The 16,079-nt window shown below is 43.9% G+C and carries 11 protein-coding genes; 9 read left to right on the forward strand and 2 right to left on the reverse strand.

Features of this window, described 5'->3' with window-relative positions; translation table 11 throughout:
* Positions 1–345 precede the first annotated feature (345 nt).
* The 7 genes from carA (at position 346) to OEG80_RS08380 (ending at position 11,228) form a co-directional block, all read left to right on the forward strand.
* The gene (carA, locus tag OEG80_RS08350; RefSeq protein WP_149408748.1) at positions 346–1,578 is read left to right on the forward strand and encodes a glutamine-hydrolyzing carbamoyl-phosphate synthase small subunit; all 1,233 of its coding nucleotides are present in this window, start codon (positions 346–348) and stop codon (positions 1,576–1,578) included.
* 144 nt (positions 1,579–1,722) lie between these two features.
* Positions 1,723–4,977, forward strand: coding sequence for a carbamoyl-phosphate synthase large subunit (gene carB, locus OEG80_RS08355; RefSeq protein ID WP_263242494.1), 3,255 nt, complete (start codon positions 1,723–1,725; stop codon positions 4,975–4,977).
* 351 nt (positions 4,978–5,328) lie between these two features.
* A complete protein-coding gene (gene greA / locus OEG80_RS08360) occupies positions 5,329–5,805 on the forward strand; it encodes a transcription elongation factor GreA (protein WP_011513174.1) in 477 nt (158 codons plus the stop codon).
* Between the two features lie 387 nt (positions 5,806–6,192).
* A complete protein-coding gene (locus OEG80_RS08365) occupies positions 6,193–7,137 on the forward strand; it encodes a hypothetical protein (RefSeq protein WP_263240341.1) in 945 nt (314 codons plus the stop codon).
* Positions 7,138–7,568: 431 nt separating this feature from the next.
* Positions 7,569–8,837 (forward strand): putative DNA modification/repair radical SAM protein, encoded by a 1,269-nt coding sequence (locus tag OEG80_RS08370; RefSeq protein WP_020443111.1) that lies wholly within the window; start codon positions 7,569–7,571, stop codon positions 8,835–8,837.
* Between the two features lie 55 nt (positions 8,838–8,892).
* Positions 8,893–9,777, forward strand: coding sequence for a TIGR03915 family putative DNA repair protein (locus OEG80_RS08375; RefSeq protein ID WP_263240344.1), 885 nt, complete (start codon positions 8,893–8,895; stop codon positions 9,775–9,777).
* A gap of 152 nt (positions 9,778–9,929) precedes the next feature.
* Positions 9,930–11,228, forward strand: coding sequence for a glycosyltransferase (locus tag OEG80_RS08380; protein ID WP_149408752.1), 1,299 nt, complete (start codon positions 9,930–9,932; stop codon positions 11,226–11,228).
* Positions 11,229–11,436: 208 nt separating this feature from the next.
* On the opposite strand, the gene OEG80_RS08385 is transcribed toward OEG80_RS08380, so the two are convergent.
* Entirely contained in the window at positions 11,437–11,814 is a 378-nt protein-coding gene (locus OEG80_RS08385; RefSeq protein WP_227673000.1) for a cupin domain-containing protein, read from the reverse strand.
* A 14-nt stretch (positions 11,815–11,828) separates the two neighbouring features.
* On the opposite strand from OEG80_RS08385, the gene aguA reads away from it, so the two are divergent.
* Both aguA and OEG80_RS08395 read left to right on the forward strand, forming a co-directional pair.
* Positions 11,829–12,956: an agmatine deiminase gene (gene aguA, locus OEG80_RS08390; protein WP_263240345.1), complete on the forward strand. Its 1,128-nt coding sequence runs from the start codon at positions 11,829–11,831 to the stop codon at positions 12,954–12,956.
* A gap of 83 nt (positions 12,957–13,039) precedes the next feature.
* Positions 13,040–14,413 carry an NAD-dependent succinate-semialdehyde dehydrogenase gene (locus tag OEG80_RS08395; protein WP_149408753.1) on the forward strand — a complete coding sequence of 458 codons (1,374 nt, stop codon included), beginning with the start codon at positions 13,040–13,042 and terminating at the stop codon, positions 14,411–14,413.
* A gap of 96 nt (positions 14,414–14,509) precedes the next feature.
* Here the strand turns inward: OEG80_RS08395 and OEG80_RS08400 are convergent, their stop codons facing one another.
* Positions 14,510–15,952 (reverse strand): APC family permease, encoded by a 1,443-nt coding sequence (locus OEG80_RS08400; RefSeq protein ID WP_133105330.1) that lies wholly within the window; start codon positions 15,950–15,952, stop codon positions 14,510–14,512.
* Between the last annotated feature and the right edge of the window lie 127 nt (positions 15,953–16,079).

A 16,079-nucleotide genomic window follows, 5' to 3' on the forward strand; every position in this document is an offset into this window, starting at 1 on the left:
GCCAAATCTACTATGGCTGCTCATGATTGAAGGTTAAATAAGAAACATCTTAAATTTATTAGTCAAGCATCAGCTTAAGATGCTAGCCCTTAGTGCAAAACTCTAGTATAATGCGCAAAATCTGTGCCAAAGCGAGCGGACATGATGTAAGTTACTTATTCACCACCTAGTGAATCCTGTACCTTTTCATCTATGATGTCTTCTCGCTTTTTTGTGGAAAAATTTTGGCGCTGTCTCTTTTATTATGGTTATTTAGCCGCAGTTAAATAGCAATAATCAAAAAAGCAGCGCTTTATTTTAACCAAAAAACAGCACAGCACTCACTAATAACAGCGGAGGCAACCCTTGAATTCATCGGCAGAAATACAAGCAATTTTGGCACTAGCAGACGGTACGATTTTTCGCGGTTTGAGTATCGGTAGTCTTGGTCATCGTGTCGGTGAGGTGGTATTTAATACAGCCATGACAGGGTACCAAGAAATCCTTACTGACCCCAGTTACGCACGTCAGCTGGTCACGCTTACTTATCCGCATATTGGCAATACCGGCACCAACGCTGAAGATGTCGAGTCTGGTAATGGTCATCAAGTATGGGCTGAAGGTCTTATCATCCGCGATGCGACCATGGTGACCTCAAACTTCCGCAACTCAGAGTCACTGACTGATTATTTACAGAGCCATAATACCGTCGCCATTGCTGATATTGATACCCGTCAATTGACCCGCCTGCTACGTGATAAAGGCGCGCAAAACGGTTGTATCATGACCGCTTCTAACGGTACAACAATTAGCAGCGAAGATGAACAGCAAGCCATCAAACTGGCGCAAGAATTTGCTGGTATCGAAGGCATGGACTTGGCAAAAGAATGCTGTACACCGACGACATTTGAATGGACCGCTGGTAGCTGGGATTTATCAGACACCTTACTTAACCGCGATGTAGCTGGTAGCCATGATAGCGGTACAGGCGGCTTCTTTAAGCATTTGGGCACGCACGTCGAAGCAAAATACAACGTTGTCGCCTATGACTTTGGTAGCAAAACCAATATCCTACGTATGCTCGTTGACCGCGGTTGTCATGTCACTGTCGTGCCAGCACAAACGCCTATCGCAGATGTCCTCGCGATGAATCCAGATGGTATCTTCTTATCAAATGGCCCTGGCGATCCAGCTGCCTGTGATTACGCTATCGATGCGGTACGTCATATCATTGAACAAACTGACATTCCAACCTTTGGTATCTGCTTAGGTCATCAGCTGATTGGTCTTGCCAGCGGTGCAAAAACCATCAAAATGAAAACCGGTCATCACGGTGCCAACCATCCAGTGCAAGACTTGGCAACTGGCACGGTTATGATTACCAGTCAAAACCATGGTTTTGCGGTTGATGAAGACACGCTGCCTGCCAATGTTAAATCGACCCATCGCTCATTATTTGACGGTACCAACCAAGGGATTGAGCTGACTAATAAGCCAGTCTTTAGTTTCCAAGGTCACCCAGAAGCCAGCCCTGGACCGCATGATGCTGCGCCACTGTTCGATAAATTTGCCGATATGATGGCAGCAGCGAAAGCTTAATACCTAGCCATAAATAATAAGTATAAAGCTTGAAGCACAGATGGTGATTCAAGCTACACCATGCCAGACACGATAAGCGTTATTGAACATATCGTTAAAATGCAGATTACTCAAAATATCACTCAAACGAAGGTAGCCCTAACTATGCCAAAACGTACCGACATAAAAAGCATTCTTATCATTGGCGCAGGCCCTATCGTCATCGGCCAAGCATGTGAGTTTGACTACTCAGGCGCGCAGGCGTGTAAAGCGCTAAAAGAAGAAGGCTACCGCGTCATCTTGGTCAACTCAAACCCTGCGACCATCATGACTGACCCAACCATGGCGGATGCGACCTATATCGAGCCGATTACGTGGCAGACGGTTGAGCAAATCATTGCTAAAGAGCGTCCTGACGCGATCTTGCCAACGATGGGTGGTCAGACCGCTCTAAACTGTGCCTTAGAGTTAGACAAGCACGGTGTATTAACCAAATATAACTGCGAATTGATTGGGGCAACCAAAGACTCTATCGAGATGGCAGAAGACCGTAACTTGTTCGATAAAGCCATGAAGCGTATTGGTCTTGAGTGTCCACGTGCTGAAACCGCTGAAACCATGGAAGAAGCATTTGCGACCCAAGAAAAAATGGGCTATCCGTGCATCATTCGTCCATCATTCACGATGGGCGGCTCAGGCGGCGGTATCGCTTATAACCGTGATGAGTTCATTGAAATCTGCGAGCGTGGCTTTGACTTATCGCCAAACCATCAATTGCTTATCGATGAGTCGCTCATCGGTTGGAAAGAATATGAGATGGAAGTGGTTCGTGACAAAAACGACAACTGCATCATCATTTGTGCGATTGAGAACTTTGACCCGATGGGCGTACATACCGGCGACTCAATCACGGTTGCTCCAGCACAAACGCTGACCGATAAAGAATATCAAATCATGCGTAATGCTTCACTAGCAGTACTGCGTGAGATTGGTGTCGAAACGGGCGGCTCAAACGTGCAATTCGGTATCAACCCTGAAACGGGTCGTATGGTCGTCATCGAAATGAACCCACGCGTATCACGTTCATCAGCATTGGCCTCAAAAGCCACGGGCTTCCCGATTGCAAAAATTGCGGCAAAATTAGCAATTGGCTATACCCTAGATGAATTGCAAAATGACATCACGGGCGGCAAAACCCCAGCCAGCTTTGAGCCTGCGCTTGATTATGTCGTCACTAAGATTCCTCGTTTTAACTTTGAGAAATTCCCACAAGCCGATAATGTATTATCAACGCAAATGAAGTCAGTTGGTGAAGTCATGGCGATTGGTCGTAACTTCCAAGAGTCGATGCAAAAAGCATTACGCGGTATGGAAACTGGCAATGATGGTTTTGATGAGCAAATTGACTTATCAAAAGTAAGTATTGAAAAAGCGCGTAGCGAAATCACCAACCGCTTAACCATTCCAACGCCTGAACGTATCTACTATATTGCTGATGCTTTTCGTATCGGCATGAGCGTCGATGACGTTTTCAAACTAACCAAAATCGACCCATGGTTCTTGGTACAAATCGAAGATATCGTAAAAACCGAAGCACAAGTTAAAGCGTTAGGTTTTGGCGGCTTAACTGAGCATAATTTACGCAGCTTTAAGCGTAAAGGCTTATCAGATTTGCGTTTGGCTAAGTTGCTTGGCGTCTCACAAAAGCAGCTACGTACCAAACGTTGGGACTTAAATGTCTATCCAGTTTATAAGCGTGTCGATACTTGTGCAGCAGAGTTTGCTACCAGCACCGCTTATATGTACTCAACATACGATAGCGAATGTGAAGCCAATCCTACCGATAACAAGAAAATCATGGTTATCGGCGGTGGTCCTAACCGTATCGGTCAAGGTATCGAGTTTGACTATTGCTGCGTACACGCGGCGCTTGCCATGCGCGAAGACGGCTACGAGACCATCATGGTCAACTGTAACCCTGAAACCGTTTCTACCGATTATGACACCTCTGACCGTCTCTACTTTGAGCCAATCACATTAGAAGACGTGTTAGAAATCGTCCGTATCGAAAATCCTGACGGCGTGATTGTACAGTTTGGTGGTCAAACGCCATTGAAGCTCGCCCGCGCGCTTGAAGCTGCTGGCGTTAAAATCATTGGTACCAGCCCTGATGCCATTGACCGTGCGGAAGACCGCGAACGCTTCCAACATATGATTCAGCAGTTGAATCTTGTGCAACCAACCAATGCCTTGGCGACGAGCTTAGAAGACGGTTTGGTCAAAGCAAAAGATGTTGGCTATCCGCTGGTTGTACGCCCATCCTATGTACTCGGTGGTCGCGCGATGGAAATCGTTTATAACGAAGATGAATTAAGACATTACTTGCGCACTGCGGTACAAGCATCAAATGAAGCGCCGGTTCTATTAGACCGCTTCTTAGATGATGCCATCGAAGTCGATGTCGACTGTGTTAGCGACGGTACAGATGTGGTGATTGGCGGTATCATGCAGCATATCGAACAAGCGGGTGTCCACTCTGGTGACTCAGCCTGTTCATTGCCTTCTTACTCGTTGTCTGATGAGCTGTGCGATGTGATGCGCGCACAAACCGTCGCCATGGCAAAAGAGCTTGGTGTTGTCGGCTTAATGAACGTCCAGTTTGCGGTAAAAGGTGAAACGGTTTACATCTTAGAAGTCAATCCACGTGCCGCGCGCACCGTACCGTTTGTCTCTAAATGTATCGGCACTTCTTTAGCACAAATCGCAGCACGCTGTATGGCTGGCACGTCGCTTAAAGACCAAGGCTTTACGAAAGAAATCGTTCCTGCATTCTTTGCGGTAAAAGAAGCCGTCTTCCCATTCGCTAAATTTCCTGGTGTTGACCCAATCTTGAGCCCTGAGATGAAATCGACTGGCGAAGTGATGGGCGTGGGTAAAACCTTTGGCGAAGCATTCTACAAAGCGGTTATCGGTAGTAATGAGCGTTTACCCGGTTTGCCAACTGAAGGTGAAACCAAAACCGTCTTTATTTCAGTACGTGATAGCGATAAAGAGCAAATTTCCCCTATCGCTCGTCAGCTGATTGACTTTGGCTTTAACATTGTAGCGACTACTGGTACGCAAAAAGTACTAAGTGACAATGGTATTGAATGCAAGCAAATTAACAAAGTCACCGAAGGTCGCCCACATATCGTTGATGCCTTAAAAAACGGCAAAATCGATATTATTATTAACACGACTGAAGGTAAGCAGGCACAAGAGGATTCTTTCTCTATCCGTCGTAGCGCGCTACAAGGCAAAGTGTTCTACGTCACGACTTTGGGTGCAGCAGATGCCGTTTGTAAATCTTATGCGATTGACCTACCTTTTGAGGTGTATAAATTACAAGATTTACATGAGCAAGCAAAGTCTATTGTATAGCTCTATTGACTTGGCTGAATAATTTCAGTAGATTAAGCATAACCGTTAGGCTTGCCTAGGAGCTTATTTGAGCATAGTGTAGCGTTTAATAATGTAGACCATGCTTGAAATAAAATTTAAATGATAGACCTAAAAAGCATAGTGGCTAAACTGCGACTATGCTTTTTATTACGTAAGCTTAAACACCCAGATTATTGAATTGATATCAATGAATGATAGCGACCTGACTGGTTACGCTGTCTGCATCATTATTCTTTTTTTATTTTATACCCATTGCAACAACTCTGACACCATCTCACTATTCACTAAGAGTAGGAGATGGTGCCCGTGTTATTGGTTTAAGGAAAAAACATGCAACGTTATCCCATGACTCCGCAAGGACATGCGGCTTTAGAAGCCGAATTAAAACAGTTAAAAAGTATTGACCGTCCTCGCATCACCGCCTCTATCGCTGAAGCGCGCGAACACGGTGATTTGAAAGAAAATGCTGAATATCATGCAGCGCGTGAACAGCAGGGATTTTGTGAAGCTCGTATCCGTGACATCGAAGCCAAACTTGGCGGTGCGCAAGTGATTGATCCTACGACGTTACCAAAAGATGGCCGTGTGATATTCGGCGTCAGCGTCGTTATTGAAAACATGGACACTGAAGAAGAAAAGCAGTACAAAATCGTTGGTGACGACGAAGCGGATTTCAAAGCCGGTAAAATCTCTGTTAACTCACCGATTGCGCGTGGTTTGATTGGTAAATCTGAGGGCGATGAAGCGCGTATTGAAACCCCAAAAGGTGTGGTTGAATACGAAATTATGAAAGTCATTTACGATTAATATAGTCGTCTTTTGTAATGATTCAAATAGTAATTTTCTTAAGAAATTAGATAAAGTAAACCACACAAAAAGTCATCGTTTATAGGATAGCAGTTACACAACGCTGCTTTTCTACCTAACTCGTTTTAGCGCATAATTGTTGAGTTGAGATTGCTAAGTATATGCTTAGCAACTAATTAAAATAATCACGGATAAATCAATAGTTTGATAGGACGGTTTGACAGATAGCTTTTATCGTCTGGCTATTTACTACTGTTATCAGTAATGCTGCCCCCGTTATTTGACCTCCCTTGCAGCGTCAATTAACGGGGGTTTTCTTATCTGGGCTTTCTTCTTTAAGTGTTCTCTATTTTTGTGTTACTTATTATCATTTTAAAGGACTTTATTATGACCACCACTATTGATCGCTCATTTGTTGTGATGCAAAAAACAGCTACATTCACGGCAGTATCCGCACTGTTGGTAGGCACTGTTATGGCTATGTCTGCTGCCAATGCCGCCACTGAAGTGACCGTTCTACCTTCTACGGGCGGTAGTACCACCGTGGTCGAGCAGTATTCTGATGGTAAAACAGCTGTCATTACCGCTACGCCTAATAGTATTGGTATGCAAGATGGCATGCCGTTTGCTGTGACGCAGGTTACCAATGTACCGCGCTACGTGGTTCGCCAAGTAGCCAGTAATGGTGTTAGTAATACTGTCGTTACTCAAGGTAGTGTGACTGTCACTAGCGTACCGGTGACCAACCAAATAACCAATCAAAGCAGCCGTGTTGATGTCATCGCAGTGCCAACCAGTACTGTCACTCAAGTATTACCGACGACTCAAATACTGCCTGTAACCACAGCAACTCAGCTGCCAGTCATAAATACGTCAGTAATCAATGCACCGGTGATCACTACCCCTATGACAACAATTACTTCTATAGAAGCCTTGCAGCTCAAACCAACTTTTAGTACGCCTGATGTGGTCAACGCGCAAACCAAAGTTATGAAAATCTTGAAAAATAGTGATGGACGTGAAGTTGCAGTACCTGCCAACCATATCGCGCCTGGTGATGTGATTGAGTATTATACCGTTTATACCAATACCACAGCGCAACCAGTGACTGATATCAATGCCATGGTTTCTTTGCCAAATGGCGTCAGAATGGTGTCATTGAACAGTCCACTACCAACGCTTGCGACCACTGGTGGCGATAGCTATCAAACTATCCAACAAGTTGGCAATACAGTGGTGGTAAAAGAAAATTACTCAGGTCTTAAATGGAACTTGGTAAATCTTAGTCCTAAAGCTGCACAGACTGTCGTGATACGCGCTAAAGTTCAATAAATACGGCAGTGAAGTTATAGTATTACAACTTAAGAAATATTAAAACTAATAAAAGGTCTTGTTTGCTAATTCTCTAGCCGGCAAGGCCTTTTTTGTGGCTATTCATAAACCATAGTAAAATACCTTAAAAACGCTACGGTACTGCTAGTATAAATTTTTTGCAGTCTCTGTCTGCCTAGGCACAGCAAGCAAGCAAGCAAGCAAGCAAGCAAGCAAGCAAGCAAAATTAATACTAACAGTACTCAATGTATCGATATTACTTTTCACTGACTATATTGCTTCAAATTTAATCGCTTTTATAATCGTATAGTGCAGCTCAGAATAGACGACAACAGTTGTCGTCTATCATTGCCATTTTACTCATAAATACAATGACTTAACGCTAATTTTGCTAAAATAGTCTTTCATTACTGACATAGTAAATACCGCTTATGGCAACCATCAATTATGAACGACTACAAGGTAAGCTCAATATTTTAGCGGACGCTGCTAAGTATGATGTCTCTTGCTCATCCTCCGCTGGTACCCGCAAAAACCAAGGCGGTGGCCTTGGCGATGCCTCAGCAACTGGTATTTGTCACAGCTATACCGAAGATGGTCGCTGCGTCAGCCTGCTGAAAATCCTGCTGACCAATCATTGCATATATGATTGCGCTTATTGCACCTCGCGTAAAAGCAATGACACCCCGCGCGCTGCTTTTAGTGTTGAGGAAGTCGTTGATTTAACCATGCAGTTTTACCGCCGTAACTATATCGAAGGACTGTTTCTTAGCTCAGGTATCTTTAAAAGTGGGGATTATACGATGGAGCGACTGGTTGAGGTCGCCAAGATATTACGTACCCGTGAGCGTTTTAATGGTTATATTCATCTAAAGACCATTCCCGGAGCTTCAAAAGAATTATTGTTAGAAGCTGGATTATATGCTGATCGCTTAAGCGTCAATATCGAAATTCCAACTAAATCAGGATTGGCGTTACTGGCACCAGAAAAATCTCACGAACAATTAAAAGCACCGATGGAAACGGTAAAAGAAGAAATCATCACCATTCGTGAGAGCCGTAAAACACATAAAAAAGCGCCGAAATTTGTGCCAGCAGGTCAGACTAGCCAGATGATTGTTGGCGCAAGTAACGAGACCGACTTGCAAGTGATTCAGCTATCGAGTCATTTTTATAAACAATATGATTTAAAACGAGTTTACTATTCTGGCTATGTGCCAATGCTATCTGACAGTCGCCTGCCAGCTATCGGTACGCCTGTGCCAATGATACGCGAAAACCGTCTCTATCAAGCGGATTGGCTGATGCGTTTTTATGGTTTTGGCGCGCACGAAATCGTTGAACCGGACTCGCCATTTTTAGATTTGGACTGCGACCCAAAGTTAGCATGGGCAATCCGCCACCGTGAGCATTTTCCGGTCAATATCCAAACAGCAAGTTATGAGATGATTGTACGTATTCCCGGTATCGGTACAAAAACGGCTAAGAAAATAGTCAAAGCCCGCAAGTTTAATCAGCTCACACTTTATCACTTGAAGAAAATGGGCGCGGCGGTCAATCGCGCCAAATACTTCATTGCAACTACTGGTAAAAACGAGCATCTCGCACACTTAACCCGTGACAACTTTCGTCAATATGTGCTGGCGCAAACGCAGACGAAATTTAAAGATCAACGCAGTGGACAGTTGGCTTTGTTTTAAATATCAAAATTATTGATAATTTAGCCACTATCATGAAGTTATCTTAGGACAAATAATGTCGCAATCACTATCAGAACTTGTCAAAAACCAAAATTACCAGCTGGGTCAATTGACGCCCAGTATTGTACTTTATGAGCCAAGTTTTGAGGGGTGGCTCAGTGCAGTATTTTACGTCTATTCCAATCACTTACAGGACGATACATCGCTACAGCTTATTGCGCAGGACTGTTATGTGCCGTCATTACTCGCTCACGCCATTAGTGTAGAGACCAATGCCAACCATGCCGAACGAGTACTTACGAAGTTGAATCAACTCCTAGGTCGCTCGGGTATGCGCAATTTACTTTGGGGTTTTTTGTCAGAAAAAGACAATATAGGCACTACTCTATTTCAAGTAGTGAAATATGCTATTAACTACCCAAGTCGCCATATCATGGATGATTTGGGTAATCTCAATGTTTTAGAACTCGTGCAAACGGTCAAGTCTGTCGGTCGTGAAAAACACCGCATGGAAGCCTTTGTACGCTTTGAGCATACAGTTGAAGACATTTACTTTGCCCGTGTTGAGCCGGATTTTAATGTTTTGCCTTTAATCGGAGAGCATTTTCGTCAGCGTTATCAAGATCAGCATTGGGCAATTTATGATTTGGCTCGTGGCTATGGTATTTATTATGACAAAAGCCAAAGCACGCCCAAGCGCCCCGCAGCCCTGCAAACCATTACTGAGCTTGATGAGGCAGTACTGCGCAATCCTGCCAGCATTCATAGCGAAGATGAGCAACATTATCAGCGTTTTTGGCAAGGCTATTTTACCAACGTCAATATCAAAGAGCGTAAAAATCCACGTTTGCACAAGCAATATTTACCGCAGCGCTATTGGAAATACTTGAGTGAAAAACAAGTCCTGCCAAATGCGCCGCACCTCAAAAAACAGCGCTAAATATTTGATTACTGTTATTTATATTATCTGTATTTATTGACGACAAATAATAGTCATCGTCCCATGCTATCTTTTTATCTTGGTGGTTGAGTTTTAGACGCTTTTCACTGACAATAGCAGCTTGATATCCTCTAATAGTGACTCACGCCATTATGAAAGTTATGCGTTTACTGTCGTCTTTGAAGCATGATGAATCCGAGCGCGGTATTTTTCATCTTGGGCGTGCTTTGGTTAAAAACGAGCATACCTCAATTATTATCTCTAGCGCTAATGAAGACAATGACTTGGTCAGACGCCTAAAGCGTGATGGCAACCATTATCATCAGTTATATATGAACAAAAAGTCTTGGCTGTCCTTGTTACAGGTCGCGCCACTGCGCCGCCTGATTGAAAAATATGACCCTGATATCATCCATGTGCATTCGCGGACACCAGCATGGGTACTGCATTTAGCGCTGCGCCGTGCACGGGTAAAACGTCGACCAAAACTGGTATCGACCATGTATGGCTTCTATCCTATTAATAAATACTCACAAGCCTTGCTTGATGTTCACACCATTATTACTGTGTCTGATAGTGTGACTGATTACTTAAAAAAAGGGCTGCGCCGTGAGGAGCTGGACCCCAGAGTCATTAAACGTATCTACCGCGGTGTTGATACGCGGCGTTATCCTTATCGTCATAATCCATCAGTATATTGGCTACGTCATACTTTTGCTGAATACCCTGAGCTTGAGAATAAAAAATGGCTAGTATTTCCAACCATTATCGGTAAGGAATATGGTCAAGAATGGCTGATTGATATCTTGGGCAATCTTCAAGAGCAGTTCCCCAATATCCATGCCATTATTATGGATGATGATTATCGCGCAGGCGATGTCGCCCATGAAGATTTTCGTCAACGCAGCAATACTTTGGGACTAGCCGATCGTATCACTTATGTCGGCAGCAAACGTAATGATATGCGTGAGTGGTTGTCAGCGGCCAATGTCGTCATGGCACTTGCCAATCAGCCTGAATCTATCGGCATTAATGCCTTACAAGCCATTCATTTGGGTACGCCTGTCATTGGCTGGGATCAAGCGGCATTTAGTGAAATTCTGCGCCCACTCTATCCGCAAGGTTTGGTCAGAAAATACAATGCCAACGCACTGTGCAAAGCGGTGCGCAATCAGTTAGAAAGTGTGACTCGCCCTGAGATGACCAACAAATTTACCATGCGTGAGATGATTGATGAGACAATAGGCGTCTATAAAAATCTGCATGAGCAGGCATTAGCAGAAGAAAAAGCGGCAGCGGATGCTTTAGCCGTAAGAAGACACAAAAAAGTCTTTGGCGTGACTTCTGAGCCCATCATTAATAAAAAAACAGCCAATAAAGTCAGGTTGGTCAAAGACAAACCCAACACATCTTATAGTACTAAAGTAACAGAAGAGCCAAACGATGCTTAATTGGCGTCATTTCTAATTTGACTTCTTGCCTATCTATTATTAACTTTCCTCTTATCAGCTTGCTTCAAAGACACATATAAAAAACGCTACTTTCTAGTAGAAAATAGCGTGAGTAAAAGGCAATCCTGTATGTTCAATAATCATACGCTTTTGAAAATGCATTAATATATGGACTTATCACTGTATAAAAGCTTGTGCTGATTTTTGTTCAGTACGTCGTTGGCGTATGCGCACTAACGATACGAGTCACGCCATCAGTAGGATTGATAAAAGTATGCGGTTTAATCGTATCGATCACATAACTGTCACCTTCATTTAATAAGTAGGTGGTCTCTTCAATACGAATCAACACTTTACCTTCGATGACGGTACCGATTTCTTCACCTTCATGAGCAATTTTTTCTTCCGTTGAGCTGTTTGGCTGATAAGTCTCGATCAAAAAACCCAGATTCTTGGTGGTGCTACAGTTATATACCTGCTTTAGAGACACTCTACTGCTCGGCTCGCTCAGCTCTATCAAATCTTTTGGCGTGACCACCACTCGAGCTTTAGGCTCTTTCCACTCATCGCTAAAAAAAGTCGTCAAATAAGGTGCTCTATATGTCATTATTACCGAACCGATTAATCACTGGCTCAATACCACAACAAGACGGCTTTTACATGCCAGCAGAATTTGAGCCGATACAAAAAATATGGATGGTATGGCCTTACCGTGCTGATAATTGGCGACAGCAAGCACTTCCTGCTCAGAAAGCTTATGCCAATGTTGCACTGGCAATTAACAGATTTTGTGAAATTGGCATACTGGTCAATCCTGATGACTATCAATCATGCCGCGATAGTCTACCTGCTGATATCGACGTCATATCCATGCCCAGCAACGATGCTTGGGCGCGTGATACTGTCCCGACATTTTTAATCAATGAAGCAGGTGAGCTACGCGCTTGTGATTGGACATTCAATGCATGGGGCGGCGACTATGACGGGCTATACTCGCCGTGGGATGACGATGATAAGCTGGCTGAACGCTTATGTGACCATTTAGATACCAAACGCTATCGAACGGATGACTTTGTGATGGAAGGCGGTGCATTTCATGTCGATGGTGAAGGCACGGTTCTGACTACGCGCATGTGTCTGCTAAGCCCAGGGCGCAACCCGCACCTAACCGAAGCTCAAATTGAAGACAAGCTAAAAGCCTATCTCAATGTACAAAAAGTGCTGTGGATTGATGACGGTATTGATCCTGATGAGACTACAGGTCACATTGACGATATCGCTTGCTTTGCGCGCCCTGGTGAAGTGGTTTGCTTGTTTACTGACAACCCTAAGCATCCGTTTTATGAAGCCACGCAAAAAGCCTATGAGCAGCTCTCAAATATGACTGATGCAAAAGGCAGACGTTTAAAAGTCCATAAGCTTTGCTGTACCAAAAACTCTGTCACCTTGCCTGAACATTATGATATTGAACAATCTGATGATGCCAAGGCGCGCTTAACGGGTGACGTCTGTATTGCCTCATATGCCAATTTTTTAATTTGTAATGACGCTGTCATCGTACCGCAATATGATGATATAAATGATGCACTCGCTATCGAGCAGCTTGAAAAAGTCTTTCCTCAACATCAGGTAGTGGGAGTACGAACGAAAGAGATTGTGTTTGGTGGCGGCAATATTCATTGCATTACGCAGCAGCAACCAAAATCATCAATTAAAAGCAGCAACTAAAAGTATTAACTAAAAGCAGCCGCATAAAAATATAGACCCAAATGGATTTTGAACCCAATAATATTTTAAAAAAGGACATAACTATGAGCGATTATCAAGTTAATAACCCAGCCACTGGTGAAGTAGAAGCCACTTACCCTACCGCCACTGAACAAGATATCCAAAACGCTATTGAACAAGCAAATAATGCTTATCAAGACTGGCAAAAGACCTCGCTTAGCGAACGTAGTGCATTATTAAATAAAATAGCTGACATCTATATTGAGCGCCAAGATGAGCTAGCACGTATCGTTGCCAACGAAATGGGCAAGCCTCTCGCACAAGCAAAGGGTGAGCTCCAACTGGTTGCTCAAATTTATCGCTATTATGCAGATAACGGTGAGCAACTATTAGCACCAAATACCATTGATGTGGATCAAGGTTCTGCCTCAGTAGAAAAGCTCCCAGTTGGCGTTTTACTTGGCATCATGCCATGGAACTACCCGCATTATCAGGTGGCTCGTTTTGTGGCACCAAACGTGATGGCAGGTAACACCATTATCTTAAAACATGCGCCGCAGTGCCCTAACACCGCAGAAGTTATCGTTGATATTCTAAAAGACGCCGGCTTACCTAGTGGCGTGTATAACAATGTCTTCGCTACCAACGATCAAGCAGCGACTATTATTGAAGACACCAGAGTGCAAGGCGTCTCGTTGACAGGTTCTGAACGTGCAGGACAAGCAGTTGCAAAAGTAGCTGGTGGCGCCCTCAAAAAGGTCGTTTTAGAGCTTGGTGGCTCCGATGCCTTTATCGTCGCAGCGGATGCTGACATCGAGCAGGCCGTACAAGGTGCAATCGTAGGTCGTTTTGGTAACACTGGACAGGCTTGTAATGCTGCTAAACGCTTAATCATCGTCGAAAGCGTGTACGACCAGTTTGTTAAAGGCTTTACCGACGCCGTGCGTGGCATGACCCTAGCTGATCCACAAAATGAAGATACTTTCATTGGCCCTATGTCTTCGAAGGCGGCAGCAAATAATTTGCAAGAGCAGTTAGACAGTGCTGTCAAAGCCGGTGCAACGGTATTAGTCGAGGGTGGCATCGTTAAAGACAAGCCAGGTGCTTGGTTTGCCCCTGCGGTATTGGCAGATGTTGATGACTCAATGGATGTCTATCGTCAGGAGCTATTCGGTCCTGTCGCCGTTATCTACAAAGCGAATGACATTGCGCATGCAATCAAAATTGCCAATGATGTACCATTTGGTCTAGGTGCTTCCATTCAAACTCAAGACGCAGCATTGGCAGCAGAGATTGCTGAGCAATTAGATGTCGGTATGGTGACTATCAACGCGCCTTCTGGTAGTGAGGCCAATACCCCATTCGGCGGCGTTAAACGCTCTGGATTTGGTCGCGAGCTTGGTACCCTTGGTATCACTGAATTTTTAAACTATAAGTTGATTCGTGACAAATCGTAATCGATAGTGTTTTTCTTAGATAAACAAAAAGCCTAACATTTAATGTTAGGCTTTTTGTTGAATGATCATTGATGAAAAAATATCTTATCGAAAAACTTAGCGCTTAGGTGGGTTATCTTTTAACCACAATTGATTGACGATTTTTAATTCACGTAGCTCTTCTGCCATAATCGATTCACTAATACCTGGATATTTAATCCTTGCATAGCTATATAACACAATACCTAAGACGGTCCAGCCAAAGAAAATCCACCATTCAACAGCAGTCAGTGCTGATGGCATACCTGGCATATATAGCATCAATAAACCAAAGCTAAGCGCAATCGTTATCATACCGACAAGCTTACCTGCTGGTATCTTAAAGGGACGTACCATATCAGGCTCGCGGTAGCGTAGTACCAAGAATGAAATAGCAACACAGGTATAGGCAATGACGATACCAAAACCACCAGCATCAACGATCCAAACCAACATCTTGCGACCAAATAAAGGTGCTAGCGTTGCTAAACCACCAATGAGGAGAATCGCATTCGAAGGTGTATTGTATTTTGGATGTAACTTACCTAAAAAAGCTGGCAACATGCGCGCTTTTGACATCGCATAAAGTAGACGACTACCACCAATTAAGAACGCATTCCAGCTTGATAAAATACCCAGTACACCGCCGATAACCAGTAAAATACCTGCCCATTTGCCTTGCCAAGCATTGGTCATGGCATCAGCTGTGGCTAAGGTTGAGCTTTCTGCTTGTACCAGTGGCAACGTCGTGCCCACGCTCCAAGCGATACCCACATACCACATCACCGCAACGACGATAGAGATAATCAAAAACTTACCGATATTAGGACGAGTTAAATCAATCTCTTCTGCCGCTTGTGGAATAACGTCAAAACCCACGAACATAAAGGGCACCATGACAATGACGGCCATCATGCCACCGACACCACCAATGAAGGCTGGCGATTGTATTGCTGTAGAGGTTTCAGGGTTATAAAGCACTGCACCAATAAATAGCAAGGTTCCGACGAATAAAATACCTAGTACTGCAGTTTTTTGGAACCATGCACTGACTTCCATACCGCGTATGTTTAGCCACGTTACAATGACGGAGCCCAGCATCCCAACCCCTACCCATGTGGCATAAACATCCCATCCAGCAATGGTCCAGAGATAACCTTGATTATAATTAGGAATAAAATATTCTACGACTGTCGGCAAGGCAACTGCCTCAAAGGCGACCACAGAGAAATAACCAAATAGGATACTCCATGAACAGATAAAGGAGACATTGACTCCCAGCGCGCGATGGGTATAAGTATGCTCACCACCAGTGATGGGCATCGATGCCGCAAGCTCAGCATAAGTCACACCAATCAGTATCACTGCCAGCCCACCTATAAAGAATGCCAACATCGCACCCCAAGTACCAGCAGATAAAATCCAACCGCCCGCCAAGACGACCCAGCCCCAACCGACCATTGCACCAAATGCTAAGGCGATAACATCTAGCGTCCCTAACGATTTTTTTAATTCAGACATAACTTGCTCCTTGTCCGTGCTTCATCCGTGTGAATCTTTTTTCATTACACTTAGAGTGACACTGTATTTTATATAACAGGGTTTTATTTAACAGGGCATTGCCCCTCATGTTTATCTTTCCATACTT

It is taken from the genome of Psychrobacter sp. SC65A.3 (assembly GCF_025642195.1).
Classification (GTDB): domain Bacteria; phylum Pseudomonadota; class Gammaproteobacteria; order Pseudomonadales; family Moraxellaceae; genus Psychrobacter; species Psychrobacter cryohalolentis.